This is a genomic window from Streptomyces sp. NPDC017448 (genome assembly GCF_044330565.1).
In the GTDB taxonomy this organism is placed as follows: Bacteria; Actinomycetota; Actinomycetes; order Streptomycetales; family Streptomycetaceae; genus Streptomyces.
Genome location: NZ_JBIRLM010000028.1, coordinates 35,990 through 62,404, shown reverse-complemented (window position 1 = coordinate 62,404; position 26,415 = coordinate 35,990). Strand labels below are relative to the sequence as shown.

The 26,415-nt window shown below is 74.2% G+C and carries 23 protein-coding genes; 7 read left to right on the top strand and 16 right to left on the bottom strand.

Annotated elements, in window-relative coordinates; all coding sequences use genetic code 11:
• Positions 1-8: 8 nt before the first annotated feature.
• From ACH4K1_RS31140 to ACH4K1_RS31105, 8 genes are all read right to left on the bottom strand, one after another.
• Complete coding sequence (locus ACH4K1_RS31140) at positions 9-1,355, bottom strand: 6-phospho-beta-glucosidase (RefSeq protein ID WP_398092883.1); 1,347 nt, start codon at positions 1,353-1,355, stop codon at positions 9-11.
• A 189-nt stretch (positions 1,356-1,544) separates the two neighbouring features.
• Positions 1,545-3,119: a cytochrome P450 gene (locus tag ACH4K1_RS31135; protein WP_398092882.1), complete on the bottom strand. Its 1,575-nt coding sequence runs from the start codon at positions 3,117-3,119 to the stop codon at positions 1,545-1,547.
• Positions 3,120-3,247: 128 nt separating this feature from the next.
• Positions 3,248-3,862, bottom strand: coding sequence for an ATP/GTP-binding protein (locus ACH4K1_RS31130; RefSeq protein WP_030113890.1), 615 nt, complete (start codon positions 3,860-3,862; stop codon positions 3,248-3,250).
• Positions 3,843-4,214, bottom strand: a complete 372-nt coding sequence (locus tag ACH4K1_RS31125) for a DUF742 domain-containing protein (RefSeq protein ID WP_073770128.1) — start codon at positions 4,212-4,214, stop codon at positions 3,843-3,845. Before ACH4K1_RS31125 ends, ACH4K1_RS31130 begins: the two co-directional genes overlap by 20 nt.
• Entirely contained in the window at positions 4,211-4,618 is a 408-nt protein-coding gene (locus ACH4K1_RS31120; protein WP_006128841.1) for a roadblock/LC7 domain-containing protein, read from the bottom strand. Before ACH4K1_RS31120 ends, ACH4K1_RS31125 begins: the two co-directional genes overlap by 4 nt.
• Positions 4,615-6,255, bottom strand: coding sequence for an ATP-binding protein (locus ACH4K1_RS31115; protein ID WP_398092881.1), 1,641 nt, complete (start codon positions 6,253-6,255; stop codon positions 4,615-4,617). Before ACH4K1_RS31115 ends, ACH4K1_RS31120 begins: the two co-directional genes overlap by 4 nt.
• 562 nt (positions 6,256-6,817) lie before the next feature.
• Positions 6,818-7,324, bottom strand: a complete 507-nt coding sequence (locus ACH4K1_RS31110) for a MarR family winged helix-turn-helix transcriptional regulator (protein ID WP_228989252.1) — start codon at positions 7,322-7,324, stop codon at positions 6,818-6,820.
• Positions 7,321-9,057: an FUSC family protein gene (locus ACH4K1_RS31105; protein WP_398092880.1), complete on the bottom strand. Its 1,737-nt coding sequence runs from the start codon at positions 9,055-9,057 to the stop codon at positions 7,321-7,323. Before ACH4K1_RS31105 ends, ACH4K1_RS31110 begins: the two co-directional genes overlap by 4 nt.
• Positions 9,058-9,192: 135 nt before the next feature.
• Between ACH4K1_RS31105 and ACH4K1_RS31100 the strand changes: the two genes are divergently transcribed.
• The 4 genes from ACH4K1_RS31100 (at position 9,193) to ACH4K1_RS31085 (ending at position 12,455) form a co-directional block, all read left to right on the top strand.
• Positions 9,193-9,621 carry a hypothetical protein gene (locus ACH4K1_RS31100; protein ID WP_398092879.1) on the top strand — a complete coding sequence of 143 codons (429 nt, stop codon included), beginning with the start codon at positions 9,193-9,195 and terminating at the stop codon, positions 9,619-9,621.
• Positions 9,622-9,747: 126 nt separating this feature from the next.
• Positions 9,748-10,398 carry a DUF3105 domain-containing protein gene (locus tag ACH4K1_RS31095; RefSeq protein ID WP_073770123.1) on the top strand — a complete coding sequence of 217 codons (651 nt, stop codon included), beginning with the start codon at positions 9,748-9,750 and terminating at the stop codon, positions 10,396-10,398.
• A gap of 32 nt (positions 10,399-10,430) precedes the next feature.
• Complete coding sequence (locus tag ACH4K1_RS31090; protein WP_398092903.1) at positions 10,431-11,051, top strand: DUF305 domain-containing protein; 621 nt, start codon at positions 10,431-10,433, stop codon at positions 11,049-11,051.
• A gap of 147 nt (positions 11,052-11,198) precedes the next feature.
• Positions 11,199-12,455 (top strand): ROK family protein, encoded by a 1,257-nt coding sequence (locus ACH4K1_RS31085; protein WP_398092878.1) that lies wholly within the window; start codon positions 11,199-11,201, stop codon positions 12,453-12,455.
• 240 nt (positions 12,456-12,695) lie between these two features.
• Here ACH4K1_RS31085 and xylA read toward each other — a convergent pair whose 3' ends face one another.
• On the bottom strand, positions 12,696-13,862 hold the full coding sequence (gene xylA, locus ACH4K1_RS31080) for a xylose isomerase (RefSeq protein WP_398092877.1): 1,167 nt from the start codon (positions 13,860-13,862) through the stop codon (positions 12,696-12,698).
• A gap of 273 nt (positions 13,863-14,135) precedes the next feature.
• Here xylA and xylB point away from each other — a divergent pair, with 273 nt between their 5' ends.
• Positions 14,136-15,620 carry a xylulokinase gene (gene xylB / locus ACH4K1_RS31075; RefSeq protein WP_398092876.1) on the top strand — a complete coding sequence of 495 codons (1,485 nt, stop codon included), beginning with the start codon at positions 14,136-14,138 and terminating at the stop codon, positions 15,618-15,620.
• Here the strand turns inward: xylB and ACH4K1_RS31070 are convergent.
• Together ACH4K1_RS31070 and ACH4K1_RS31065 are read right to left on the bottom strand one after the other, a co-directional pair.
• Entirely contained in the window at positions 15,571-16,803 is a 1,233-nt protein-coding gene (locus ACH4K1_RS31070; protein WP_398092875.1) for a macrolide family glycosyltransferase, read from the bottom strand. The two genes, xylB and ACH4K1_RS31070, sit on opposite strands and share 50 nt — an antisense overlap.
• Before the next feature lie 71 nt (positions 16,804-16,874).
• Complete coding sequence (locus tag ACH4K1_RS31065) at positions 16,875-18,494, bottom strand: ABC-F family ATP-binding cassette domain-containing protein (protein ID WP_398092874.1); 1,620 nt, start codon at positions 18,492-18,494, stop codon at positions 16,875-16,877.
• Positions 18,495-18,647: 153 nt separating this feature from the next.
• Here ACH4K1_RS31065 and ACH4K1_RS31060 point away from each other — a divergent pair, with 153 nt between their 5' ends.
• Entirely contained in the window at positions 18,648-19,274 is a 627-nt protein-coding gene (locus ACH4K1_RS31060; RefSeq protein WP_398092873.1) for a TetR/AcrR family transcriptional regulator, read from the top strand.
• Positions 19,275-19,402: 128 nt separating this feature from the next.
• Here ACH4K1_RS31060 and ACH4K1_RS31055 read toward each other — a convergent pair whose 3' ends face one another.
• Together ACH4K1_RS31055 and ACH4K1_RS31050 are read right to left on the bottom strand one after the other, a co-directional pair.
• Positions 19,403-20,170, bottom strand: coding sequence for a glucose 1-dehydrogenase (locus tag ACH4K1_RS31055; RefSeq protein ID WP_398092872.1), 768 nt, complete (start codon positions 20,168-20,170; stop codon positions 19,403-19,405).
• Positions 20,171-20,497: 327 nt separating this feature from the next.
• Positions 20,498-21,514: a zinc-dependent alcohol dehydrogenase family protein gene (locus ACH4K1_RS31050; protein ID WP_398092871.1), complete on the bottom strand. Its 1,017-nt coding sequence runs from the start codon at positions 21,512-21,514 to the stop codon at positions 20,498-20,500.
• A gap of 256 nt (positions 21,515-21,770) precedes the next feature.
• Here ACH4K1_RS31050 and ACH4K1_RS31045 point away from each other — a divergent pair, with 256 nt between their 5' ends.
• Complete coding sequence (locus tag ACH4K1_RS31045) at positions 21,771-22,664, top strand: helix-turn-helix transcriptional regulator (protein WP_398092870.1); 894 nt, start codon at positions 21,771-21,773, stop codon at positions 22,662-22,664.
• A gap of 185 nt (positions 22,665-22,849) precedes the next feature.
• Here ACH4K1_RS31045 and ACH4K1_RS31040 read toward each other — a convergent pair whose 3' ends face one another.
• The 3 genes from ACH4K1_RS31040 to ACH4K1_RS31030 all read right to left on the bottom strand — a co-directional run bounded on the left by ACH4K1_RS31040 (position 22,850) and on the right by ACH4K1_RS31030 (position 26,377).
• Positions 22,850-24,325: a UDP-N-acetylmuramoyl-L-alanyl-D-glutamate--2,6-diaminopimelate ligase gene (locus ACH4K1_RS31040; RefSeq protein ID WP_398092869.1), complete on the bottom strand. Its 1,476-nt coding sequence runs from the start codon at positions 24,323-24,325 to the stop codon at positions 22,850-22,852.
• A gap of 748 nt (positions 24,326-25,073) precedes the next feature.
• Positions 25,074-25,619: a hypothetical protein gene (locus ACH4K1_RS31035; RefSeq protein ID WP_398092868.1), complete on the bottom strand. Its 546-nt coding sequence runs from the start codon at positions 25,617-25,619 to the stop codon at positions 25,074-25,076.
• Positions 25,616-26,377, bottom strand: coding sequence for an alpha/beta fold hydrolase (locus ACH4K1_RS31030; protein WP_398092867.1), 762 nt, complete (start codon positions 26,375-26,377; stop codon positions 25,616-25,618). The genes ACH4K1_RS31035 and ACH4K1_RS31030 overlap by 4 nt, the downstream gene beginning before the upstream one ends.
• Between the last annotated feature and the right edge of the window lie 38 nt (positions 26,378-26,415).

Genomic DNA, 26,415 nt, shown 5'->3' with positions numbered 1-26,415 from the left:
GCAGGGGGTCAGGGCCGGTCGAGGTGGGCGAGGCCCGGGTGGACCTCGGTGTACCGGTCGAGCAGCCGCCGGGCCACCGTCACGGAATCGACCAGCGGATGCAGGGCGAACGCCTGGACGGCCGCCGCGCGGGAACCGCTCTCCGCCGCCTCCAGCACCGCGCGTTCCACGGCCTTCACCGCGCCGACCAGGCCGAGCGCGTGGTAGGGAAGGGGCGCGACGGCCACCGGACGCGCGCCGTTCGCGTCGACGAGGCAGGGGACCTCGACGACGGCGTCCGCGTCCAGGACCGAAAGCGCGGTGCGGTTGCGGACGTTGAGGATCAGCGAGGCGCGTTCGTCGCGGGCGACGGCCCGCATCAGGGCGAGTGCGACCTGTTCGTAGCCGCCGGACTCCAGGTCGCTCTCCTCCCGCTCCCCCGCCCCGGCGGCCTCGCGGTTCTCCGCCATGTACGTGGCCTCGCGCTCGGCGCGGGTGCGCTCCCAGGTGGCCAGGGCGGGGGCGCCCGGCTCGCGCATCCGGGCGTAGAAGCCCTCCTGCTGGTCCTGGAGGAAGGCGCCCCGGGTGCGCTCGGCCTGCCGGTGGGCGCGGACGGCTTCCCGGTTGAAGTAGTAGTAGTGCAGGTACTCGTTGGGGATCGCGCCCAGCGACCGGAGCAGCTCCGCGCCGAAGAGGCGGCCCTCCTCGAAGGAGCCGAGGAGCTTCGGGTCGGCGAGCAGCCGGGGCAACTCGTCCCGGCCGTCCACGTACAGCCCCCGCACCCACCCCAGGTGGTTGAGGCCCGCGTAGTCGATCCGGGCCCGGTCCGGGTCGGCCCCCAGGACACGGGCGATGCGCCGGCCCAGCCCGACCGGGGAGTCGCAGATCCCGATGACCCGGTCGCCCAGGTGCCGGGACATGGCCTCGGTGACGAGCCCGGCCGGATTGGTGAAGTTGATGGTCCAGGCGTCCGGGGCGATCCGGGCGATGCGCCGGGCGAGGTCGAGGGCGACGGGGACGGTGCGCAGCCCGTAGGCGATGCCTCCGGCGCCGACCGTCTCCTGGCCGAGCACGCCCTCGTCGAGGGCGATCCGTTCGTCGGCCGCGCGGCCGGCCAGACCGCCGACGCGGATGGCGGAGAAGACGAAGTCGGCGCCGCGCAGCGCCTCGTCCAGCTCCGTGGTGGCGACGACGGCGGGGGCGTCCGCGACGTCCCGGCCCTGTTCCGCCAGGACGCGGGTGACGGCGGTGAGCCGGTCGGCGTCGGTGTCGTACAGGGTGACCCGGGTGACGCGGCCCTCGGCGTGATCGCCGAGGAGGGCCCCGTACACGAGAGGCACCCGGAATCCGCCACCGCCAAGAATTGTCAGCTTCACGCTGCTCGATGGTACGGGCAGCTCCGGCTCCCCGGTGCTGCCCGCGCCCGACGCCCGCCGCGGTGCCGACCGCCCGGCCGGGCCGCACGGCGCGGCGGCCCGGCCCATGGACGTGGTCCGGGCCGCCGCGACCGTGACGCGGTCGGCCGGCCGGTCAGGCCGCCGACCGGTCAGATTGCCGGCGGCGGGTCAGTGGCCGTTCCACCAGCGGGCGACCGCCTGCCAGAGCCGGGCGGGGGCCGCGGGCCGGCGCTGCGGCGGGATCGTCGCCGCCGGGGCGGGTCCGGCGGAGGCAGGTTCGGCGGGGGCCGGTAGCGGCGCGGGGGCGGCCGGTGCGGGGCGGGGCTGGGCGTCGGGGGCGTGGGCGGGCTGCGTCCCGGCCGCCTCGTGCCGGGGCTCGGGGACGGTCCTGGCCGGGGAGGAGATCTCCCAGGCGTCGGCCGGGCGGGCGTTGCGGGCCATCACCGAGAGGGGGTCGGCGTCCAGCTTCTGCTGCGGGCTGGGGGCGAACTTCACCGGCAGTTCGACCAGGTGGCGGGACATGATGTTGCCGACCCAGCGCAACTCGCTCTCCTGGACGCCGAGTTCCAGGTCCGGCAGCCGCATCAGGAGGGCGTCGACCCCGACGTCGGCGATGGCCCGGCCGATGTCCTGGCCGGGGCACTCGTGAGGGCCGCCGCTGAAGGCGAGGTGGGCGCGGTTGCCGCCCATGTCGGCGCGGAGGTCGGGGCGGACGGCGGGGTCGGTGTTGGCCGGGGCGATCCCGACGAGCAGGGCGTCGCCCGCCTTGATCCGCTGTCCCCCCAGCTCGGTGTCCCCGACCGCCCAGCGGCCGAAGACGGCGGTGAACGGCGGCTCGTCCCAGAGAGTCTGCTCCACCGCCTCGGGGACGGTCATGTGGCCGCCGCTGAGCCGGGCGCGGAAGCGGGGGTCGGTCAGGACCATCCGCAGCACGTTGGCGATGAGGTTGGCGGTGGACTCGTAGGCGGCGATCATGGTGAGGCGCAGATGCTCGACGACCTCGATGTCGGTCATCTGCGCGGGGTGTTCGAGCAGCCAGCTCGCGAAGTCCGGTTCGGGGGCGGCGCGGCGACGCTCCACCAGGCGGGTCAGGACGGAGACGACGTGGGCGTTGCTGGTCACGGCGGTCTCGGTGCCGCGGATCATGTCCCGGGCCGCCTGGACGAGGCGCTCGTCGTACTCCTCCGGCATGCCGAAGATCGCGCACATGACCATCATCGGCAGGTGCTCCGCGAACTGGCCGACCAGGTCGGCGGAGCCCTTCTCGCAGAAGTCGTTGACGAGCCGGTTGCTGAAGCGGTTGATGTGGCGGCGGACGCCCCGGGTGTCGATGCGCGCCATGCTGTCGGTGACGGCGCCGCGCTGCCGTTCGTGCTGGGTGCCGTCGGCGAACACGCAGACGGGCTGCCAGGTGAAGATCGGCGCGAGCGGGTGGTCCGGGGCGACGGTGCCGTCCTGGAGGGCGCGCCAGCGCCGCGAGTCCCGGGAGAACTGGGACGGCGTACGGGTGAGGTGGAGGTTCTCGCTGTGGCCGAGCACCAGCCAGGCGGGCACGTCGCCGTGGAGCAGGACCGGGGCGACCGTACCGTGTTCGGCGCGGAGCTTGTCGTAGAGGCCGGCGGGGTCGTTCTCCGCCTCGGGCCCGTACAGGCGGCGCAGTCCGCCGGGGCCGATGTCGGGGTTGTGGGCCGGGCACTGCGGCGGGGGGACGGCGCCGGGTTCGTGGTGGAAGGGGGTTGTCACAGGGTCTCCAGGGATCAGGATTCCGGGGCCGGTGCGCGAGCGGGGGCGGGCCCGGCCGGGGGCGTGCGCCGCGGGATGGCGTACGCCCCGGCCGGGGCCCCGGTCGCGGGGCTCCGGCGCGTACGGCGTCAGGCGAGGGGGACGGCCAGACTGTGCAGGTAGCGCATCAGGGTCATCAGCACGTCGCGGCTGGACGTGCGCAGCCGGGCGTCGCAGTCGATCATCGGTACCTCGTCCGGCAGGTCGAGGGCCCTGCGCAGGGCTTCGACCGGGTGGTGCGGTGCGTTGGGGAAGGTGTTCACGGCCACCACGAACGGCACGCCGCGCTCCTCCAGCCGGCCGATGACGTCGAAGCTGACCTCCAGCCGTCTGGTGTCGATGAGGACGACGGCGCCGAGCGCACCCTCGAAGAGGCCGTTCCAGAGGAACCAGAAGCGTTCCTGGCCGGGGGTGCCGAACAGGTAGAGGACCAGTTCCTCGCTGAGGCTGATGCGCCCGAAGTCCATGGCGACCGTGGTGGCGGTCTTCGTCTCCACCCCGGCGTTGTCGTCCACGCCGACGCCGGCCTGGGTCATGGTCTCTTCGGTCGTCAGCGGCCGGATCTCGCTCACCGAGCCGACCATGGTCGTCTTGCCGACTCCGAACCCCCCGACGATCACGACCTTCACCGCGGCGGTGGCCGTGGTGGGCAGGACGTCCTCGCTGCGGGGTCCGGTGATCGTGTCAGAGCTTCTGAAGTCCATGCATCACCGCTTCGAGAAGGGACCTGTCGGGGAGCGTGGCGCGGACGATCGGCGCGCGCGACTCGATGAGTTCGGTCGCGAGGAGATCGCTCAGGAGCGAGGTGACCACGCTGAACGGCAGGCCGAGGTAGGCCGAGATCTCGGCGACGGACAGGGGGGACTGGCAGAGCCGCAGGATGGCCGCCTGTTCGGGCTGGAACGTCGGCGAGGGCTCCGCCTGGGCGACGACCATGGTGACGAGGTCGAGCGCGTCCCGGCCTCCGGTGTCGAGGTCGCCCGTGATCACGTACAGCCGTTCCGGATCGTGGAGGTCCGGATCGGCCTTGCGGCGCTCCCGTCGGGGTCCGCTCATCCGGACTGCCCGCCGTGGCGGGGCGGACTGGTCAGGTGGGCTCCGATCCGCACGACCATGTCCCGCATGCGGGCCCCGACGAGTCCGGCGTCGACGGTCTCGCCGGCCAGGACCGCGAGGTAAGCGCCGGTGCCGGCCGCCATCAGGTAGAAGAACCCGCCGGTCACCTCGATGACGACGAGCTTCATGAGGCCGTCGCTGTACGGGATCTCGGTGGCCACCGCGGCGGCCAGGCTCTGCAGTCCGGCGCAGGCCGCCGCCAGCCGGTCGGCGACGTCGGGGTCGCCGCCGTGCATGGCGATGCGCAGGCCGTCCGACGAGAGCACCACGATCTGGTGGATGCTCGGGACGTCGTCGGCCAGCTCCTTGAGCATCCAGTCCATGTTTCCCCGCTGCTGGATCACTTCAGGTCTCCCTTGTCCCACGCGTCATCGGAGTCTTCGCCGTGCTTGCGTTCCTGCGGTACGCCGTTGACGGCCTTGGTGAACGCCTCCAGCCACAGGCCGGGGGGCTTCTCGCCGCCGCTCCCGTCGCCCGCGCCCCGGTCCCGGCCGGGCTGGGCGCCGTTGGCGTGGGCGGGGGACGGCGGGGGCTGTGGCGGAAGGTTGTGCGAGCCGAGGGGGGCGCGGCCCCGGCTGCGGCGCTGCGGCAGCCCGTTCTCGGTCCACTCGGTGACCACGGGAACGTCGTCCTCCATGGCCGCCGCGGGGACGGCCGGGCGCGGGGCCCCCGGGGGGGCGCCGGCGGGGGCCGGTGCGACCGCGGACGGCACGGGCCCGGTCGCGGCGGGCTTGGGCTTGCGCTTGCCGGGCGGCGGCACCACGTGCTGGAGCTGCGACATGTCCAGCGAGCTGGTGGGCCGCGAGGTGGCGCCGATGCCGTGGGCGATGCCCGGGGCGGGCCCGGTGGTGATCATGTCGCGCGGTACGACGAGGACGGCGCGGACGCCGCCGTACGCCGACTGACGCAGCGACACCTGGAGCTGGTACATCCGGGAGAGCCGGCCGACGACGGCCATGCCGAGGCGCGGGGACTCCCCGAGGTCGTTCATGTTGATGCCGGCCTGGGCCTGGGCGAGCATGTTCTCGGCGCGGGCGCGGGCCTCCTCGCTGAGGCTGACGCCGCCGTCCTCGATCTCGATGGCGATGCCGGTCTGCACCTCGACCGCGGTGACGTGCACCCGGGTCTGGGGCGGGGAGTAGCGGGTCGCGTTGTCGAGGAGTTCGGCGCAGGCGTGGATGAGCGGTTCGACCGAGGTGCCGACGATGGCGACCTTGGCGATCGAGTGCAGATCGACGCGCTGGTACTCCAGGATGCGGGACATCGCGCCGCGCAGCACGCTGTACAGCGGGACGGGCTTGGGCCACTGGCGGCTGGGGCGGGCCCCGCCGAGCACGGCGATGGAGTCGGCGAGGCGGCCGATCAGCGCGGTGCCGTGGTCGATGCGCAGGAGGTCGTCGAAGACCTCGGGGTTGCGCCCGTAATGGTCCTCCATCTCCCGCAGTTCGCTGGCCTGGCGGTGCACGATCGCCTGGACGCGGCGGGCGACGCTGACGAAGGCGCGCTGGGCGGAGTCGCGGCGCGCCTCCTCGTTGTCGATGACCTCGAGGACCTGCCGGATCTGCTCGCGCAGCGCCTTGGGCAGATGGCGGTTGGCCACGTCCGCGTCGACGATGTCGCGCATCACCTCTTCGGGCGAATTGCCCACGCGCAGCCGCTTGATGGCGGCGGGCATGACTTCCTTGGTCAGCCGTACCGTCTCGGCGTCGTGCGAGAGGATCCGGTGGTCCAGGTAGGCGATGCGCTGTTCGTACTCCGCCCGCTGCACGCGCATGGCGTGCCGTCGGCGGTGCAGCGCCACGGTGAGTACGGCGACCACGAGCGTGGTGATCGCGCCGCACACGGCGACCGGTATCCGCGCGGCCGGGGCGACCAGGGCCGACCCGGCGGCGGTCGCGCCGAGGATCAGCACCACGGGAAGCAGGACTACGCGGACGACGGGTACTTCTCTGTCGGTCGGCGGTGATTCAACACGGACCATCTAAAACCCTCTGGCGGTTGATTCCGGGATGTATGCCACATGAGCGGAGACTTGAGGAACAAGCGCTCGAATTCATCTCAACTCGTCTTCACTGCGCGTGAGCTTAGCCAGATCAGAACAGTGCTTCGGCATATTCACCCAACCCCCTGCGGAAGCTCGCGGAGAGGAATACACTCACCAGTTTTTGCACGCAGAGCTTCTTCGCGTGTGCGGTGAGTAAGGATGGCGGGAAAGCGTCCGCCTCAGAAGTTCCGGAGGGCGTGAATCACGCTCACCACCACGCCTGAAGAGGGCGAGGTGGGGCAAATCGCCACCGCATCGACCGTGTTCACCGTGCAGAACAAGACAAGCGCACAGGCGAGCGAATCGGATCGAAAGGCGCGGATTCGCGGCCGCTCGGAGGGTGACGCGCCGTGCAACCGCTCTGACGGGTCTCCCGGGGCCCTCCGCTCCGAGGCGGGCATGCGGGGCCCGGGGCGCGACGCGTCGCCCGGGGCCCGCGTACCCGCCGCGTCACGCCGGCCCCGCGCTGGAGCGTCGAGCCCCGCGCCGGGGCGTCGGCTCAGTGCCGGGCGCCGCCGAGCCGCCCCTCCAGCTGGACGAGCAGTTCGCCGAGCCGGGAGCCGAGCTCCTCGCGCCCGCCGTCGTCGAGGCCCGCGAGCACCGTGCGTTCGTACGCCAGTTGCCGGGGCAGCAGCCGGTCCACCAGGGCCCGGCCCTCGTCGGTGAGGCGGACATGGGCGACCCGACGGTCGCGGTCGTCGCCCCGGCGGTCGACCAGACCGCGTTCCCCGAGGGCGCGCAGCCGCTTGGTGACGGCGGCGCCCGAGGAGAAGGTCTCCCGGGCCAGCTCGCCGGGGGTCAGCTCCCGGTCGGTCCGGCGCACGGCGCCGAGGAGGTCGAATTCGGCGCGGGTCAGCCCGGCGGAGCGCAGCGGGGCGTCCTCCGCCTGCTGGAGCAGGGCGGCGCAGCGGTTGATCCGGCCGATGATCTCCATCGGTCCGGTGTCGAGCCCGGGATGGACGGCCTGCCACTGCCGGACCACCGAGGCAACGATGTCGTCGGTCACTCCGCTCCGATCGAAGGGGCGCGGGCCGTGGAGGTCGTGCCGCCTTCCGGTCCCCGCCGTTGTGCTGTCGCGGCGAGCGTACGGTGTCCGGCCCGCTCGGCGGCGAGCAGGCGCTGCTCGGGCAGGGCCCGCTGCCACCATTCGCCCGCGGCGGTGTCGCCCGCCTCGCGCAGTTCGACGAGGCTCGCGGTGAGCGTCCGGCGCGCCCGGTCCCGGTCGGCGGGTGCGGCCCCGGGGTCGGCGCCGGTCCGCTCCGCCTCCGCGCGCGCCCGGTCGGCGGCGTCGAGCGCCCGCTCGACGCGCCCCGCCGCCCTCCGGTTGGTGACGAGCACGGCGGCCAGGAAGCCGGCGACGGCGCCGAGGACGGTGTCCAGGACCCGGTCGCCGATCAGCTCCCCGGCGGGGTGGGGCCCGCCGAACTCCAGGACCAGCAGGGCCATCGGCGTCACCGCGACGGAGCCGAACCAGTAGTTGCGGGTGATGAGGGCCTCGGCGGCGAAGCTGAAGAAGAGGCAGCAGCAGACGAGGGCGAGCGGGCCGGTCCGGGACACGGGGAGCACGGCGGCGAAGACGAGTACGCCCAGGAGGTTGCCGAGGGTGCGCTGGAGGGTTCGGTTCCACGACAGGGTGACGTTGGCCTGGTAGAGGGAGGCGGCGGTGACGATCGCCCAGTAGGGGCGGCCGACGCCGAGCGCGGCGCAGAGGTACCCGGCGAGCGCGCAGCCGGTCAGGGTGCGAACGGCGACGGGAAGCAGCGGCGAGGCGGGGCCGAGGCGGCCCAGCAGCGCGCGGCGGGCCGCGCGGCGGCCGTCCGGCCCGCGCAGGGCGGCGCGTTCGGCGTCGATCCCGTACAGCTCGGTGGCGGTGCCGGGGGCGGGCGGCGGGGCGGGGACGGGGCCTCTGGCCCGGGTCCGGGCGGCCCAGTCCCGCAGGCGGTCCGGGTCCGCGGCCCCGGCTCCGGGGCCCGGGGCGGCGAAGGCCGCTTCCGCGTGCACCACCAGGCGTTCCAGCGACCGGCGCACCGGGGTGGCGCGGCCGGAGGCGAGCAGGCACTGCCAGGCGGCGTGCACGGCGGCGGCAGCGGCGTTGCGGGTACCGGGCCCGGGGTCGGCGGCGCACGCGGCCGCCGCCTCCAGGGCGCGGGCGACGACCCGGCGTTCGGGGCCCTCGCGGCGGACCAGGGCGGGCGCGAGGACGACCAGCCAGGCGAACGCGCCCGCACCGAGGGTCAGGGCGAGGTGGCCGGGGATCTGCTCGGCGCGCTGGGGGGCGAAGAGGGCGGCGGAGCTGACGAACGTGAGGATCACATGGCCGGGCGGCCCGATCCGGGCGGCGTCGCACACCGCCTTCTGGACGGCGGCGAGCAGGGCCCCGACCGCGATGAGCACGGCGGTCGAGCCGGTGAGGGCCGCGGTGGTCAGGGAGACGGCGAGGCCGGCGGTCATGCCGAGCACGACGCCCGCGACGGCCCGGGCGCGCCGGGCGTACGGCAGGCCGTGCCCGTAGAGCGCGCAGAGCGAACCGGCCATGGTGAAGATCACGAGGTCCAGCCGCCCGAGGGCCAGGAGCGTCAGATGGGGGACGGCGGAGGCGACCACCACGCTGAGGGCGGGCTTGAACCAGATGTCCGAAGGGCGCGACAACCGGAGGGCCGGGGCCACCGGGAGCCTGCGGAGGGGCGGCGGGGCGGTACGGACGGAGGGCCGCGCCGGGGGGTCGGATGTATCGCTCACCCATATACGTTAACAGGTATTACACCTGTAAATTAATTGGCCACTGTTGGCGGGGCGGCGACTCGGGCACACTGTCCCGCGAACGGCGCGACCCGCGTTCTTTGAACTTTCACGCACCCACTACGATGACGGGCGATGACCAGGGTGAGCAGGCGGAGCGACCAGCAGTGGTGCCGCTCCCGCACGCCCCTCGCCCTGGGCTGGGTCTTCTTCCTTCTGGCCATGCTCTTCTGCTGCTCGGCCACCACCTCGTCCGCGGCCGTGCCGGTCGCGGCGGGCCCCGACCCGGCCGCCGTCCGCGCCTTCACCCCGGCCCCTCAGGCGGCCTTCGAGCCCGTCGTGCTGGCCACGCCGGGCGACCGCGGGCTCGGTACGTCGTGCCACGGCGGTTCGACGCACACGGTGGCCGTCGTGCTGCCCGTGCCGTCGGCCCCCGCGGGCGTCCCCTCGCCCGTGGCGCTCGTCCCCGCCGTTCCGCTCACCGGGGCCGCGGCCATCAGGGGCCCCGCGCACGACGGGGTGCGTTCCGTCGATCAACTGCGTCTCCAGGTTCAGCGGGTCTAGAACCCCGATTCCGCTCCCCCGCCGCGCCCCGGCGCCGGTTCACCGGGAGCGGCGTTCCGCATGCCCTGAACCCTTTCCCCCTCATGCATCGCCCCGTATGCACCGGTTGAACGACGAGGATTCCCCATGGCTTCCACCCAGAACCCGAACAACCCGGCCGCGGCCCGCCGCGCCAAGCTCGAAGAGGCCCGCCGCAAGGAGCGCGCCCGCGAGCGCCGGGGCCGCATACTCACCATCGGCGCCTCGGTCGCCGTGGTCGCCGCCCTGGTCGCCGGCGGCGGCTACCTGATGGCGCAGGCCGACGAGAAGGAGAAGAAGGACCAGCAGGCCAAGACCTCGCCGGTCACCGGCGAGCGCAGCTGGGACAAGCTGACGCAGGAGCACGTGGCGACCAAGGTCGACTACCCCATGAACCCGCCCGTCGGCGGTGACCACAACCAGGTGTGGATGAACTGCAACGCGGACGTCTACACCCACGAGCTGCCCAAGGAGAACGCCGTGCACTCGCTGGAGCACGGCGCGGTCTGGGTCACGTACAACGAGAAGGCGTCGGACGCGGACGTCGAGGCGCTCGCCAAGAAGGTCAAGGCGACCCCGTACTCCCTGATGAGCCCGGTCAAGGACCAGAAGGACCCGCTGATGCTCAGCGCATGGGGCAAGCAGGTCACGGTGAAGAGCGCGTCGGACGACCGGGTCGCGCAGTTCTTCACCAAGTACGTGCAGGGCCCGCAGACCCCCGAGCCGGGGGCCGCCTGCACGGGCGGGCTGGACAAGTGACCGCTCCCGCCCCGTCCCGCGCCACCCGCCGGATGGTGGTCGCGGGGGCCGGTGTGCTGCTCGTCGCGCTGGGGCTGGTGGCGCTGATGGTCGTACGCCCCTCCGCCGCGTCCCCGTCCGGGGCGTCCTCGTCCCTGTCCGCTCCGGCGGAGGACTCCGTGGACGCGGGTTTCGCCCGGGACATGGCGATCCACCACCAGCAGGCGGTCGAGATGTCGTTCATCGTGCGGGACCGCACCGACGACGAGGACGTGCGGCGTCTCGCGTACGACATCATCAACACCCAGGCCAACCAGCGCGGCATGATGCTGGGGTGGCTGGAGGTGTGGGGGCTGCCGAAGAGCGCGGCCGGGCCTCCGATGGAGTGGATGGGGCACACCGTCACGCCGACCGGTGACGGTGCGCTGATGCCGGGCATGGCCACCGACGCCCAGCTGGCGGCGCTCACCGCCGCGAAGGGCGAGAAGGCCGAGGTGCTGTTCCTGCGGCTGATGACCGTGCACCACCGCGCCGGCGCGGAGATGGCGCGGGCCGCCGCCGACGCGGCGGAGACGGACGTCATCCGGGATCTCGCGGCGGGCATGGTCCGCGGCCAGCGGTCGGAGATGGGGCTGATGGCGCACATGCTGGAGGAACGGGGCGCCAAGCCCTGAACACCGGACCCTGCGCGACGGGTTCGGAGTACCGGGCCCTGAGCGCCGGGCCCCGGACGACGGGTCCTGACCACGGCGGGGCGGTCGCGGCCGAAGGGGCGCGGCCGCCCCTGCCGTGTCCGCCCATCACATAGGCTCGGCGACGATATGAAGAGCATCCTCACTCCGCTGGGGCCTAAGGCCGACAAGGACACCGTGCGACGGCACAATCTGAGCCTGGTCCTGCGCGCCGTACGGGACGAGGGCGAGCGCGGCGAGGCGACCCGCGCCGGGGTGGCCGCCCGCGTCGGGCTGACCCGGGCGGCGGTGTCCTCGCTCGTCGAGCAGCTGATGGACAGCGGGTTCCTCACCGAGTCGGGCAAGACGTTCAGCGGCCAGGCGGGCCGCCCCGGCACCGCTCTCAAGGTGGCCCGCACCGGCCCGGCCGGGCTCGGCGTGGAGATCAACGTCGACTACGTCTCGGCCTGCGTGGTGGACCTGGCGGGCACCGGCCGGGTCCGGCAGACCGAACACCTCGACAACCGGGGCGCGCCCCCCGGGGAGACCCTGGCGCGGGCGGCCCGGCTCGCCGCCCGGACCCTGGAGTCGGCGGCCGAGCAGGAGCTGCGGCCGGTGGGCGCGACGCTGGCGCTGCCGGGCCTGGTCTCCGGCGGCTCGGTGCGGCAGGCCCCCAACCTGGGCTGGAACGAGGTACCGGCGCAGAAGGTGTTCGCCGACGCGCTCGCCGCCCTGCGCCCCGGCCACCCGGCTCTGCCGGTCGCCTCGGAGAACGAGGCCAACCTCGCTGCCCTGGCCGAGCTGTGGTTCGGGGGGCTGGAGGACGTGCGCAGCTTTCTCTACCTGACCGGGGAGATCGGGGTCGGCGGCGCCCTCGTCCTGAACGGCGAACTGCTGCGCGGGGCGCACGGTTTCGCCGGGGAGATCGGCCATGTGGTGGTGGATCCGGCGGGCCCTGAGTGCCGGTGCGGCTCGCGGGGGTGCCTGGAGCAGTACGCCGGGCAGACGGCGCTGCTGCGGTCCGCCGGGATCGAGGGCCTGGGCGGCGCTGGCGGGGTGCTGGAACTGGAGCGGCGCGCGGCGTCCGGGGATCGGCGTGCGGTGGCCGCCGTCCGGGAGGCGGGTCGCATGCTCGGCCGGGTGCTCTCGGGGGCGGTGAACCTGGTCGACCCGGACGCGGTGGTGCTCGGCGGGATCTACCGGGGCCTGATGCCGTGGCTGTCGCCGCCCGCCGGCGAGGAGTTGGCCGGCCGGGTGGTCTCGGGGCTCTGGTCCCCGGGCGGCGGCAGGCTCCGGGCGTCGTCGGCGGCGGGCGACGCGGCGCGGGGCGCGGCGGCGCTCGTGGTGCAGAACGTGCTGGACGATCCGGTGGCGTACGCGGATGGGGCGGGGGCGTCCGGCGGGTGAGGGGGCGGCCCCCCGCCGGGCGCCCCGGGCGAGTGCGATCCGGTGGGTACGGCCCGCCGGGGCGTCCGGCGGGCGAACGAGGGAGGGACCGCAGGCCGTGCGGGCGGGTGGGCGGGGCGCGTAGGGCGGGGCTGGCGAGCGGGGGCTCGCAGGCCGTGCCGGCGGGCGAGCGGGCCGAGAGGGCTCTGGGCCGCCGTGCCGGGCGGGCCGGGGCCGCTGCCGGTCCCGGCCCGCCCGGTGTCAGCGCACCGCCAGCAGGTGGTCCATCGCGAGCTGGTCCAGGGCCTCGAAGGCCATGCCGCGCCCGGCGGCGGCGTCCACGTCGAAGTCCTCGTACGCGGTGCGGTCGGCCAGCAGCCCCGCCAGGCCGTCGCCCGCGGTGGGGCGTGCCAGTTCGTCCAGGCGGGACGCGCGCAGGGCCGCCCGCACCTCGGGGTCGGCGCGGAAGGCGGCGGCGCGCTCCTTGAGGATGAGGTAGTTGCGCATGCAGCCGGCGGCGGAGGCCCAGACGCCGTCGTGGTCCTCGGTGCGCGGGGGCTTGAAGTCGAAGTGGCGGGGGCCCTCGTAGCCGCTCTCCAGCAGGTCCACGAGCCAGAACGCCTGGCGCAGATCGCCCGCTCCGAAACGCAGGTCCTGGTCGTACTTGATGCCGGACTGGCCGTTGAGGTCGATGTGGAAGAGCTTGTCCGCCCACATGGCCTGGGCGATGCCGTGCGGGAAGTTGAGCCCGGCCATCTGCTCGTGCCCGGTCTCCGGGTTGACGCCGACCAGCTCCGGGCGCTCCAGGCGCTCGATGAAGGCCAGGGCGTGGCCGATGGTGGGCAGCAGGATGTCGCCGCGCGGCTCGTTCGGCTTGGGCTCGATGGCGAAGCGGAGGTCGTAGCCCTGCTCGACGACGTACTCGCCCAGCAGGTCGAACGCCTCCTTCATCCGGTGCAGGGCCAGGCGGACGTCCTTCGCCCCGCCGGACTCGGCCCCTTCCCGGCCGCCCCACGCCACGAAGGTCTTCGCGCCCAGTTCGACGGCGAGGTCGATGGTGCGCAGGGTCTTGCGGAGCGCGTAGCGGCGCACGTCGCGGTCGTTGGCGGTGAACCCGCCGTCCTTGAAGACCGGGTGGGTGAAGAGGTTCGTCGTCACCATGGGCACCACGAGCCCGCTGTCGTCCACCGCCTTCCGGAAGCGCTGGACGATCCGTTCGCGCTCCGCCTGCGGCGATCCGAAGGGGATCAGGTCGTCGTCGTGGAGGGTCACCCCCCAGGCGCCCAGCTCCGCGAGCCGCCGCACCGCATCGACGGGGTCGAGGGCCGCGCGGGTCGCGTCTCCGAAGGGATCCCGGCCCTGCCAGCCCACGGTCCACAGCCCGAAACTGAACTTGTCCTCCGGAGTGGGGGTGAAGCGCTCCGTCATCGTCCGACCGCCTTCGCCTGCCGTCGGGACGCCCGGCGGAGAGCCCGGCGTCCCTATTTGTTCAGTGTCATGACTAATCAAGCACACCGCACCGGGACACGGAAGCCCCCTGCCGCACGGAGTCACCGCCCCCTGCCGCCCCGGGCAGCCGTGGCAGCCTGGGGAGAGCCGCGTCGCCCCCTGTGCGCAGGCTCGCACGTGCCGTAATTTGTTTCCGCCACAGCCGAATGCCCGGTCGTCCTGACCGGCCCCGCCAGCACGAAAGAGGCCCCCATGCCGTCACCCGCCGTCGTCATCGGCGTGGACAGCTCGACCCAGTCCACCAAGGCCGTCTTCATCGACGCCGGAAGCGGCGAGCAGCTCGCCGTGGGCCGCGCCCCGCACGTGGTCACCGGGGAGGGCGGGGCGCGGGAGAGCGACCCGGAGAGCTGGTGGCGGGCCCTGGGCGAGGCGGTGGCCGCCGGGCTGAAGGAGTCGGGGCTGCCCGGCCGCGCGGTCACCGGTATCGCGGTGGCCGGGCAGCAGCACGGGCTCGTCGTGCTGGACGGGGCGGGCCGGCCGCTGCGCCCCGCTCTGCTGTGGAACGACACCCGCTCCGCGCCGCAGGCCGCCGCGCTCACCGAGGCGCTCGGCGGGCCGGAAGCCTGGGCGGTGCGGACCGGTTCCGTGCCGGTGGCCTCGATCACCGCCTCCAAGTGGCGGTGGCTGCGCGAGAACGATCCGGCGGGCGCGGCGGGCGCGGCAGCGGTGCGGCTCCCCCACGACTTCCTGACCGAACGGCTCGCGGGCGTCGCCGCCACCGACCCCGGGGACGCCTCGGGCACCGGCTGGTACTCCACCGCCACCGGCGCGTACGACCCCGAACTGCTGGACCTCCTCGGCCTCGACGCGGCCCTGCTGCCCGAGGTCGCGCCCACCGGGGCGGCCCGGATCGGTTCGCTGACCGAAGCGGCGGCGCGTGCGCTGGGGCTGCCCCCGGGCATCGCGGTGGCGGCCGGCACCGGCGACAACATGAGCGCGGCCGTGGGCCTCGGGCTGGGCGGTGACGGACTGCTGGACCACCCGGTCCTCAGCCTCGGCACCTCCGGCACGGTGTTCGCCGCCTCCCGCGCCCGGCCCGCCTCCACCGCGCTGAACGGGTTCGCCGCCGCCGACGGCACCTACCTCCCGCTGGCCTGCACCCTCAACTGCACGCTCGCCGTGGACAAGGTGGCCGCCCTGCTGGGCCTGGACCGCGAGGACACCGCACCCGGTGGCGAGGCGGTCCTGCTGCCCTACCTCGACGGCGAACGGACCCCCGACCTACCGACCGCCGCCGGGCTGCTGACCGGGCTGCGCCACGACACGAGCCGGCAGCAGCTCCTGGGGGCCGCCTACGAGGGCGCGGCCGTCACCGTCCTGCGGGCCCTGGACGCCCTGCTGTCCGCCTGCGGCCTCGACCCGGACGCACCCGAGGTCGCGGCCCGCCCGCTGCGGCTGATCGGCGGCGGGGCGCAGGGACGGACGTGGGTGGAGACGGTGCGCCGGCTCTCCGGCCGGCCGCTCGTCATCCCCGGCAGAGGGGAGCTGGTCGCCCTCGGCGCGGCGGCGCTCGCCGCGGCGTCGGCGGGCGGGGGCGACCCGGTGGCGCTGGCGACGAGCTGGCAGGCGGCCGGGGCGGACCGTCGACTGCCTCCGGTGAACCGGGATCTGGAGACCTGGGAGAGGGTCACCTCGGTCCTGGAGCGGGCGTCGGCGCCGTTGCTCGGCGGGGCCTGACGCCCTCGGGGGCCAGCAGCTCCTCGATGAGGCGGACGGCGCGCGGGACGCCGCCCTCGCTCAGGGCGTCCGCGCGCAGCCCGGCCGACCGGCGGGCCGTCTCCGGGTCGGCGAGCAGGTCGTTCAGGGCGGCCCGGAGGGTTTCGGCGGTGGCGTCCGGGGTGTCGATCCGGCGGGCGACGCCCAGTTCGACCAGCCGGTCGGCGTTCATGAACTGTTCGGCGCCCTGGGGCACGGCGATCATCGGGACGCCCGCGCGCAGCCCGTCGCCGCAGCCGCCCATCCCGGCATGGGTGACGAAGGCGTCCGCCTGTTCCAGGACCTCCCGTTGCGGCACCCAGGAGTGCACTTCGACGTTGGGCGGGACGTCACCGAGCTCGCGCGGGTCGGTGTACGCGCCGATCTGGAGCACGACGTGCCAGCCGGGCAGGTTTCCGTACGCCGCGAGGCACTGGCGGTAGAACTCCGGCCGGTGCGTATAGGCCGAGCCGAGGGAGACCAGCAGGACGTTCTCGGCGCCCTCCGGCCGGGTCCACGGGGCGGTTTCGGTGCCGGGGTCGGGGCAGGGCCCGACGAAGGCGACCCTCCCGGGATCGACCTTGTCCGCGCTGGGCTGCATGGCCCGGGGGATCAGCGCGAGGGCCCGCGCCGGAGGGCCGGAGAAGGCGTCCACGTCGAGCGTGGCCGCCCCGCACCCGGCGAGCCAGCGGGCGAACTTCTCCCGGTACGCGGTGGCACCGGGCAGCTCCCGCAGGGGAGCGGCGACCTCCTCCTCGTACCCCTCCCAGGCCACGAAGGACGGGGACAGCTGCATCAGGGGCCGTCCCTGCGCTTCGGCGAGGGCGCGTGCGGCATAGGCGCCGATGTCGTACAGGTAGAGGTCGGCGGGGTCGTGGTCGTAGGCGGCGTGCAGCCGGGGCAGCGCCTGGACGGCGTCGTCGAGGAAGAGGTCCATCGCGGCGACGGGATCGGCGGGCCAGCTGTTGTCGGCGACGGGCAACGTCGAGGCGCAGGGGACGAATTCGGCGCCGGTGGCGGCGATCCGGTCCGCCACGGCCGGGTCGTTGGCGTAGGTGACCCGGTGACCGCGGGCCACCAGCTCCCGGACGATGCCGAGGCCGGGCAGGACGTGGCTGATGATCGGGATGCCGATGATCGCGACATGGGAACGGTGCGGGGACAAGGGTGATCGCTCGCTTCGGGTAGGGGGCGGGAGTCCGGGAGGGTTCAGGACCGGAGTCAGGCGGCGGGGGCTCAGCCCTTGGGTACGGGCTCACGGGCGGCCGGGAGGGTCAGCCGCGTGCCTCGCCAGCGGCGCCGGAGCAACCGGTCGTGGCTGACCAGGACGACGGCGCCGCCGAAACCGGCCAGGGCGGTCTCCAACTCCTCGGCGAGCGCCGGGGAGAGGTGGTTGGTCGGCTCGTCGAGCAGGAGGACGTCGGCGGGCCGGGAGACCAGCCGCGCCAGGGCGAGTCGCTGCCGCTGACCGGTGGAGAGCCGTGCGACGGGCGCCGACAGGCGGGCGCGGTCGAACAGGCCGAGCGCCAGCAGCCGTTCGGCGTGCTCGTCCGGGCCCCCCGGCAGCCCCCGGCCGTAGGCGGCCAGCAGGGTCTCATCGGGCGCGCCGGGCGCCGGGTCCTGCGGGAGGAAGCCGATCCGGCCGCGTCGGACGATGTGCCCGCGGTCGGCGGCCAGTTCGCCGGCCAGAACACGCAGCAGGGTGCTCTTGCCCGCCCCGTTCCCGCCCGTGATCAGCAGGTGTTCGCCCGCCCGGACCGTCAGACCGACCGGGCCGAGCCGGCCCGCGACGGAGACCCCGGCGGCGGCGAGCACCGCGCCGGTCAGCGGCGCGGCGCGCAGTACGGGTGCGAAGCGCAAAGGTTCCGGCGGGGCCGGGACGGGGTCGGCCAGCAGGCGGCGAAGCCGTTCCTCGGCGTTGCGGACGCGCCCTGCCAGCGCCTGCTGCACGCGGGCGCCGGCCTGGTTGTAGGAGAGTTTGTCGCCGTCCTTCATCGGCCGGCCGGGCGCCACCCGGCGGGCGGTGCCCGCGATCGTGTCGTGCAGCCGGCCGGTCTCCTCGCACCACCGTTCGTGACGCTGCCGCCGGCGCACCCGGGCCGCGGCCTTCTCCGCGAGGTAGCCGGCGTAGCCGTTGCCGTACCGCACCACGTCGTGGCGGTCCCCGTCCACCTCCAGGAGGCTCGTCGCGACCTGTTCGAGGAAGCCCCGGTCGTGGGAGACGACGGCGGTGGTGCCCCGGCGGCCGCGCAGGTGCTCTTCCAGCCAGGCCAGAGCGGTCGCGTCGAGGTGGTTGGTCGGCTCGTCGAGGAGCAGCACCTCGGGGGCAGCCGCCAGCACCGCGGCGAGCCGCAGCCGGGCCCGTTCGCCGCCGGAGAGCGCGCCCATGGTGGAGGCACGGTCCACCTGCCGCAGTCCGAGTCCGTGCAGGGCGCGTTCCAGGCGGGCGTCGGCGTCGTAGCCCCCGCGCAGTTCGAAGGCCGAGACGGCGTCGGCGTACGCGTCGAGCACCGACTCGTCCCCGGCGGCCATCGCCGTCTCCAGGCGGCGCATCCGGGCCTCGATCGCGCGGAGGTCGCCGAGCGCGCGGTCGATGACCTGCTGGGCCGTCATGCCGGGGGGCAGGTCCTCCTCCTGGGCGAGACAACCGACGCCGCCCTCGGCCCGCACGACGATCCGCCCCTGGTCGGGGCTCTCCCGTCCGGCGAGCAGCCGCAGCAGAGTGGTCTTGCCGGAGCCGTTCTCGCCGACGATGCCGGTGCGCTCGCCGCGAGCGAGCGAGCAGGTCACCGAGTCGAGGACGGTCCTGCCGTCGAAGGCCTTGCTGACGGCGAGCGCTGTGATCTGGGTGGGCATACGGGGGACTCCGAAGCTGTCGTGAACGGGGCGGTGGCGGCGGACCGCGAGGCCGGGGGGAAGCTTCGGAGGAACATCGACGACTCCACTAGTGCGACAACTGTTGCTTTAAGATGGTGTCATGACCCTTCTCGCCGGGCAACCGGATTGCCGATGACACCGCCGACGGACGACACCCCGGAACGCCGGCCGGGCGGCCGGACCGCGCGCATCCGGGCCCAGGTGCTCGAAGCGGTGCGCGCCGAGCTCGGTGAACACGGCTACGAGGGGCTGACGATGGAGGCGGTCGCGGCCCGCGCCGGTGTGCACCGGGCGACGGTGTACCGGCGCTGGCAGGACGTCGGCGGTCTGCTCGCCGATGTCCTCGACGCGGCGGGCGAGGACGACTGGGGACCGCCGGACACCGGCTCCCTGCTCGGCGACCTGACGGCCCTCAACGAGGAGATCCAGGGATCCCTGGTCGTACGGCCGTCGATCCCCCAGGCCCTGATGGCCGCCTCGTTCCGCTCCCCGCGCGCGGCCGAGGCCCAGCAGCGGCTGTGGGAGGACCGGTACACCCGCTGCGAGGCCGTCGTCGAGCGCGCCGTCGAACGCGGCGAACTCCCGCCGCGGACGGACGCCCGACGCCTGCTGATCGCCGCCACCGCACCCCTCTACCACCACCTGGTACTCCTGCGGGCCGCCCCGGACCCCCGCCTGGCCGCACAGGCGGCGACCACGGCGGCGCTGGCCGCCGCGGCGGGCGCGTTCGCCCACCCCTCTCCGGACGACCAGGGCTGACCTCCGGCCCGGGCCCCGGCGGCCGGTGGGGCGTCCCTCTCGACGGCGTCGACGAGAGGGACCTTGCCGGTGGAGCCGTCCGCGGAGCCGGCGGGGAGAACCCTTTGCGGTGGGCGGTGGGCGGCGGGTCAGACGGTCTGGCCGCCGTCGACGACGAGGGCGGTGCCGGTGGTGAAGGCGGCGTCGTCGGAGCAGAGCCAGAGCACGGCGGAGGCGATCTCCTCGGGCTTGCCGAGGCGGCCGACGGGTTCGTCGGCGATGAGCCCTTCGCGGCCGCCGGGGCGGGTGTCGCCGAAGCGGCGGATCATCTCGGTGTCGATGATCCCGGGGCAGACGGCGTTGATACGGATGCCTTCGGCGGCGTGGTCGAGGGCGGCGGAGCGGGTGAACCCGATGACGCCGTGCTTGGCGGCGGCATAGGCGGCCTGCCCCTTGAAGCCCTTGACCCCGGCGCCGGAGGAGACGTTGACGATCGCCCCGCCGCCGTCCTGCCGGAGCATCTGGCGGATCTGGGCGCGGGCGCACAGGAACACGCCGGTGAGGCTGACGCCGATGATGCGGTCCCAGCCGTCCTTGCCGGTGTGGGCGGCCGGCTGGACGGGCTGTTCGACGCCGGCGTTGTTGAACGCGGCGTCCAGCCGTCCGAAGCGCTCCACCGTGGCGTCGACGGCGGCTTGTACGTCGTCTTCGCGGGTGACGTCGCAGACCAGGGCGAGGCACTGGCCGCCGCCGTCGGTGATGAGCCGGGCGGTCTCTTCCAGCCCGCCGGTGTCGCGGTCGGCGACGGCGACCCGGGCGCCCGCCCGGGCGAAGGCGAGGGCGGTGGCCCGTCCGATGCCGGAGGCGGCGCCGGTGACGAAAGCGGTCCTGCCGGTGAAATCGTAGGTGGTGCTCATGGGGAATCTCCGAACGAAGAGGGGGCGGAAGAGGGGCGGGTTCCGTCTCGCGCGCCGGGTCGGTGGAGCGGGAGGGGGAGCGGGCGGGGAGCTGGGCGACGGGGGCCCGGTGAGCCCTGGTTGCAGGCGGTGACCGCCGGCGCCAGGGCCCCGCCGCAGACGGCGCCCGGAGACGGACGGGACACGGCCTGCCTCCTTACGGGGTCAGCCGGGCAGCGGTCCGGCGTAGCCCCGGAAGCCGCCGCGCTCGGTGGGGATCGCGTACCGGCGCTCGGCCGGAGCTGCGGGTGATCTGCACGGTTCCTCCTCGTGTGGTCGACGGTCGGGTCAGGGGGTGAGGAGCGTCTTGATCGCGCGGCGTTCGTCCATGGCCCGGTAGCCCTCGGCGACCTGGTCCAGGGGCAGGGTGAGGTCGAAGACCCCGCCCGGGTCGATCGCGCCGGTCAGGACGCGGTGGATCAGGTCGGGGAGGTAGCGGCGTACGGGGGCGGGGCCGCCGCGCAGCCCGACGTGCGAGAAGAACAGCTCCTGCCCGTCGAGGGCGACCTCGTGCGGGACGCCGACGAAGCCGACGTTGCCACCGGGGCGGGTGGAATGCAGCGCCTGGCTCATGGACTCGGCCGTGCCGACACACTCCAGGACGCTGTCCGCGCCGATCCCGCCGGTCAGCTCCTTGATCCGGGCCGCCCCCTCTTCGCCGCGCTCGGTGACGATGTCGGTGGCACCGAACTCGCGGGCGAGCTTCTGCCTCGGCTCGTGCCGTGACATGGCGATGATCCGCTCCGCGCCCAGCTCCTTGGCGGCGATCACCGCGCACAGGCCGACCGCGCCGTCACCGACGACCACGGCCGTCGAACCGGGCTCGACCTCGGCAGCCTCCGCCGCCCACCAGCCGGTGCCCATGACGTCGGAGACGGCCAGCAGACCGGGCCAGAACTTCTCGTCCGGCACACCGTCGGTGGCGACCAGGGTGCCCTGGGCGTTGGGGATGCGGACGTACTCGGCCTGGCAGGTGGACATGAACTCGCGGTTCAGGCAGTTGGACTGGAAGCCGTTACGGCAGTTAGCGCAGGTGTTGTCGGAGGTGGCGAACGAGCCGACGACGAACTGCCCCGGCTTGAGGGTGGTGACCTCGCTTCCGACCTCCTCGACGAAGCCGACGTACTCGTGGCCCATCGGATGGGCCTGGCCGGTCGGCTCCGCGCCCCGGTAGGGCCACAGGTCCGAGCCGCACACACACGTCAGGGCCGTACGGATGACGGCGTCGGTCGGCTTGAGGACCTTCGCGTCGTCCACCGTCTCGAAGCGGATGTCGCCGGGTCCGTGGATCACTGCTCCGCGCATGAGGAAGGCTCCTTGCCTGGGGGAAGGCCGCGGCACACGGGACGGGTGCACCGGGCGGCACCGGGTGCGGTCGCTGCCCGGGCGAGCGGGGCGGGCGCCGCTCTCCGCTCCCGGGCGGGACGCCGTGCCCACCACCTGCGGGTCCGGGCGCCACTCCCTCCAGGTAACCGCCGTTCCGTGCGGACATCCAGTCACTGACGAGGGGTGTACCAGCAGTACATCGCTCCCCCGCCGGGCAGGACGTACGGTCGAAGGCATGGACAACCGCGAGGAGGTCCGCGAGTTCCTGACGTCGCGGCGCGCCAAGATCACTCCCGAGCAGGCCGGGCTGCCCCCGGGCTCCCGGAGGCGTGTGCCCGGTCTGCGGCGCAGTGAGGTCGCGGCCCTGGCGGACATGAGCGTCGAGTACTACTCCAAGCTGGAGCGCGGCAACCTCGCCGGCGTCTCTCCGCCCGTCCTGGAGGCCGTCGCCCGCGCTCTGCGGCTGGACGACGCCGAACGCTCCCACCTGCTGAACCTGGCCCGGACGGCAGACGGCTCCGACACGCTGACCCGGCCTCGCCGCCGCCGTGCCGGAGGCCGGTGGAAGCCGCACCGCAGCCTGCAGTGGACCCTGGACGCGATCACGGCGGGGCCCGCGTTCGTCCGCAACGGGCGGATGGACCTCCTCGCCGCCAACCGGCTCGCCCGCGCCTTCTACGCCGACCTCTACGCCGCGCGCGGCAACCAGGCCAATCTGGCGCGCTTCAACTTCCTCGACCCCGCGTCCCGGCGCTTCTACCCCGACTGGGACGCCTTCGCCGACGTGGCGGTGGCGATCTTGCGCACGGAGGCAGGCCGCGCCCCGCACGACAAGGACCTGCACGACCTGGTCGGAGAGCTGTCCACCCGCAGCGAGGAATTCCGCACCCGCTGGGGCGTCCACGACGTCCGCCACCACGGCACCGGCACCAAACGTTTCCACCACCACGCCGTCGGGGAGCTCACCCTCGCCTTCGAGGGCCTGGAAATGGCCGCCGAACCCGGTCTGACCCTCACCGTCTACACCGCGGAACCGGGCTCGCCCTCCGAGGAGGGGCTGCGCCTGCTGGCCTCCTGGGCCGCCACGCGAGAGGCCGGTACGGCGACGGGAACGACCACCGCCGACTGACCGGGAAGCCCAGCGCTCGAGCCCCCTCGCAACGCCCCGCCCCCGGTGGAGCGGCTCCGGAGCGCCCCGGAGCGCCCCGGCGACGGAGAGCCGGGAAACCGGCCGGACCGGGGAACGGGTCCGGCCCCTGCGGACGAGGGGAGCGGAGCTGTTTCCCGGTGCGGTCCCCCGGCGACCGGTGCCGCCTACTGGCCGATCAACTCGCGCACCGTCGCCATGTCGCTGAAGGGCAGCAGCTCGTCACCGATGGTCTGGTGGGGCTCACTGCCCTTGCCGGCGATCAGCACGATGTCGGCCGGTCCCGCCGAGGCGAGGGCGCAGGCGATGGCCGCGCGGCGGTCCGTGAACCTTTCGAACGGTGTTCCGGTCGTCGCGATGCCCGGCGCGATCTGGTCGAGGATCGCCTCGGGGTCCTCGTACCGGGGATTGTCCGAGGTGAGGACGCACAGGTCGGAGTGGGTACCGGCGATGGCGCCCATCTCCGCGCGCTTGGTGGTGTCGCGGTCGCCGCCGCAGCCGAAGACGGTGATGACCCGGCCCTCGGCGAAGCCCCGGATCGTGGTCAGGACCTTGTCGAGGGAGTCCGGCGAGTGGGCGTAGTCCACGATCACCGAGGTGCCGTCGGGGGTGCGGAGGCGCTCGAAGCGGCCGGGAATCTGCGGCATGCGCTCCAGCGCGTCGACCAGCCCGGCCAGATCGTGGCCGAGCAGATGGCAGGCGGCCACCGTGGCCAGGGCGTTGGAGACGGAGAAGCGGCCCGGGGACGGGATCGCCGCCGGGTACTTCCGGCCGTCGTGGTGGAGGGTGAACCGGCTGCCCGAGGCGTCCACCACCAGGTCGGTCGCGAGGTAGTCCGCCGGACCGTCCAGGGCGTACGTGGTCACCGCGTCGGGCATCAGCTCCCGGACGGCGGCGCCGACCGGGTCGTCCGCGTTGACGACCGCACGTCGGCACAGCCCTTGGAAGAGGCGGAGTTTGGCGTCCCGGTAGTGCTCCATGGTGCCGTGGTCGTCGAGGTGGTCCTGCGACAGGTTGGTGAAGACGCCCACGTCGATGAAGGTCCGGTCCAGGCGGTGTGTCAGCAGGCCCATCGAGGTGGCTTCCAGGACGACACTGCCGGCCGCGCTGTCGCGCATCCGGCTCAGCAGGTACTGGAGGTCGGGCGATTCGGGGGTGGAGAGCACGGAGGGCGGCATCGGGATCGGTTCGTCCCCGACCCGGCTCCCCGCCGTGCCGATCACCCCGACCCTGGCTCCCTCGGCGAGCCGCAGCACCGACTCGACCATGTACGAGACGGAGGTCTTGCCGTTGGTCCCGGTGACGGCTATCAGGTCCATCGCCCGGCCCGGCTCACCGAAGTAGCGCGAGGCGATGACGGCCGCGGCCTTGCGGGCGTCCGGCACCCGGATCGCGCACACATCGCCGGCCGCCGCGGGGAGAGGCGGCGCCTGGGCGTCGACGACGACGGCTGCCGCGCCGCGGGCGACGGCCGGCGCCACGGCGCCGGGGCCGCCGGCCGCGTGGCCGGGTACCGCGACGAAGACGGAGCCGGGGACCACCCGGTCGGCGTCGAACGTCGTGCCGGCGGTGATCCGTGTGCGGTCCGGACTTCCCTGCAGTACGTGGTGGTCCTGCCCGGCCAGTAGGTCGCTCAGCTTCACGATGGTCCCTTCGAGTGCGGTTCGGTCCGTCTCCGGAGCCGGCGCCCGGCAGCGGCACGGGCGGGTGCGCCGTGTGCCGTGTGATGCGTGATGCGTGATGCGTGATGCGTGATGCGTGATGCGTGATGCGTGATGCGTGATGCGTGATGCGTGACGTAATCGGTCATGCAGCGGTGCTCGTGGACAGGCGCGCGTGGTGGCGCCCAGAAGCCGGTCGTGGTCCGCCGCTCCGGCGCGTGCCGGGGGGCGGGGCCCTCCCGCTCGGGGAGGGCGGAGTCGTTCGCGGACGAGGGCGGCGGGCCGGGAACAGCCCGGGGCCGGGGAGGCGGAAGGTCGCTAGCCGTGACCGTGCAGCGCGGTACGGCCCGTTCCGGGCGCCGCGGCCGGGGTCAGCGCGGAGGCGGCCCGGTGCGGGCACTTCCCCTGTTCGGCGCTACGACCCATGAGCCGAGTGTACGTCCGGCCCGGCGTGCCCCGGTCCGCGCGGGAGGAATCGGGGCACGTCAGGGCTTCGGGAGCCGTGGAGCCCGGCGGCGTCCGCTCCGGTGCCGACCACCGGACCGGGCCCCGGGCCGGACAGGGACGTCGAGCCGCCCCAGGGCGGGGGAGCCCCGGCCCGCCCGGCGGCTTCGCCCCCCCTTCGGCCGCCGGGCCGGCGGCGCGCACAGGACGCACAGGGCGCGCACAGGAGGCGCCGTCCCGACTGCTTGCGGCCCGGCGAGGGGGCGTCGGCCGCCCGAGCGCGGTCTCAGGAGTCTTCGCGGCGGGGCTCCGCGGCGTCCTCGCCCGGCTTCCGGTCGGCTTCCTCCTCCGCCCGTGACGCGCGCCGTCCCCGTGTCACGGCCAGGACGGTGCCGACCACCGCGATCACCGTGATGGCGATGGCGATGCTGAGCCCGCCCTCGGTGTCCCAGTACACGTCCTCCAGGCTGATCAGCAGGGCCGCCTCGTCGATGACGAGGGCCGTGCCCACCCCGTAGGCCAGTCCGAACCAGGCGCGGGCGCGCGGTGAGTTTTCGGACAGCCCGGCGGCGCCGACCACCATGAGCAGCAGGATGCCCCACACGTAGTGGTGCAGATGGATCCCGCCGACGCTCACGTCGCCGAAGCCGCCCACATCGATGTGGATGAGCCAGGTGAGCAGCCGCATTCCGCCGAAAGTGAGCGTGAACCCGTACCAGGCCAGCACGTAGCTGCGGCGCTTCGGGGAGATGCCGGGCAGCAGGCGCAGCCAGGGCGAGGGGCCCTTGGCGCCCTCGGCGCGGGTCGCGCCGCGAGGGGGTGGTGCCGTCATGAGGGTTCTCCGGGTCCGTCCGTGGTGAATTTCCGGATCAGTGCCGCCGTGGCGTCCGGCGCACTGTAGTGGGCCGCGTGGGCGGCTCCGGCGATCTCGGCGGTCCGTCCGTCGCCGGTGAGGAGCGCCGCCCGCCGGGTCCAGGAGGGGGAGGCGAGGGGGTCGCCCGCTCCGCGGATGACGAGGGTCGGCGCCTGGACCCGTGCCAGCCGGGCCTCGAACGAGTCGGCGGCGTCCCGCAGGGCGTGCCGGAATTCGACGGCGCACCGTGCCGGACCGGTGACCAAGTAGTCCGAGACCGCGATCCCGAACAGGCGCAGAGGTTCGTGGGGCGCGTCCTCGACCAGCCGGAGGACCTGGTGCCGGGCCGGTACAGCGGGGTCGAGCGCCGGACCGATCAGGACCAGCCGGCTCACGGTGTGCGGATGCTCGGCGGCGAGCGCGGCGGCGGTCTGGCAGCCCACCGAATTGGCGATCAGCACGACCGGGCCCAGGGCCAGTCGCCGGTGCCAGTGCGCGAGGGCGCGGGCGTGCTGGGTGATGTCCGGCGCACGCCTGGCGGCTGCCCGTGAGCGTCCGTTGCCGGGCAGGTCGGGTACGAGGACGGTGGTCCCCTGGGCCGCGAGGCGCCGGGCGAGCGGGACGAAGTAGCGCCCCGAGAGGCCGAGCCCGTGGACGAGTACCAGGGCCGGCTCGCCCGCGCGCGGGGGCGTTCCGCATACGCGGGCGGAGAACCCGCCCCTTGTCGTCAACTGCATCAACCCGCCCTTCCCGTGCGGACGGCGACGGGCCCGGA

Coding starts and splice junctions, on each gene's coding strand:
- ACH4K1_RS31130 (WP_030113890.1), bottom strand. CDS start 3,862: ATGGACTTCAGAAGCTCTGACACGATCACCGGACCCCGCAGCGAGGAC.
- ACH4K1_RS31125 (WP_073770128.1), bottom strand. CDS start 4,214: ATGAGCGGACCCCGACGGGAGCGCCGCAAGGCCGATCCGGACCTCCAC.
- ACH4K1_RS31115 (WP_398092881.1), bottom strand. CDS start 6,255: ATGGTCCGTGTTGAATCACCGCCGACCGACAGAGAAGTACCCGTCGTC.
- ACH4K1_RS31100 (WP_398092879.1), top strand. CDS start 9,193: ATGACCAGGGTGAGCAGGCGGAGCGACCAGCAGTGGTGCCGCTCCCGC.
- ACH4K1_RS31095 (WP_073770123.1), top strand. CDS start 9,748: ATGGCTTCCACCCAGAACCCGAACAACCCGGCCGCGGCCCGCCGCGCC.
- ACH4K1_RS31090 (WP_398092903.1), top strand. CDS start 10,431: ATGGTGGTCGCGGGGGCCGGTGTGCTGCTCGTCGCGCTGGGGCTGGTG.
- ACH4K1_RS31085 (WP_398092878.1), top strand. CDS start 11,199: ATGAAGAGCATCCTCACTCCGCTGGGGCCTAAGGCCGACAAGGACACC.
- xylA (WP_398092877.1), bottom strand. CDS start 13,862: ATGACGGAGCGCTTCACCCCCACTCCGGAGGACAAGTTCAGTTTCGGG.
- xylB (WP_398092876.1), top strand. CDS start 14,136: ATGCCGTCACCCGCCGTCGTCATCGGCGTGGACAGCTCGACCCAGTCC.
- ACH4K1_RS31065 (WP_398092874.1), bottom strand. CDS start 18,494: ATGCCCACCCAGATCACAGCGCTCGCCGTCAGCAAGGCCTTCGACGGC.
- ACH4K1_RS31060 (WP_398092873.1), top strand. CDS start 18,648: ATGACACCGCCGACGGACGACACCCCGGAACGCCGGCCGGGCGGCCGG.
- ACH4K1_RS31055 (WP_398092872.1), bottom strand. CDS start 20,170: ATGAGCACCACCTACGATTTCACCGGCAGGACCGCTTTCGTCACCGGC.
- ACH4K1_RS31050 (WP_398092871.1), bottom strand. CDS start 21,514: ATGCGCGGAGCAGTGATCCACGGACCCGGCGACATCCGCTTCGAGACG.
- ACH4K1_RS31045 (WP_398092870.1), top strand. CDS start 21,771: ATGGACAACCGCGAGGAGGTCCGCGAGTTCCTGACGTCGCGGCGCGCC.
- ACH4K1_RS31035 (WP_398092868.1), bottom strand. CDS start 25,619: ATGACGGCACCACCCCCTCGCGGCGCGACCCGCGCCGAGGGCGCCAAG.
- ACH4K1_RS31030 (WP_398092867.1), bottom strand. CDS start 26,377: ATGCAGTTGACGACAAGGGGCGGGTTCTCCGCCCGCGTATGCGGAACG.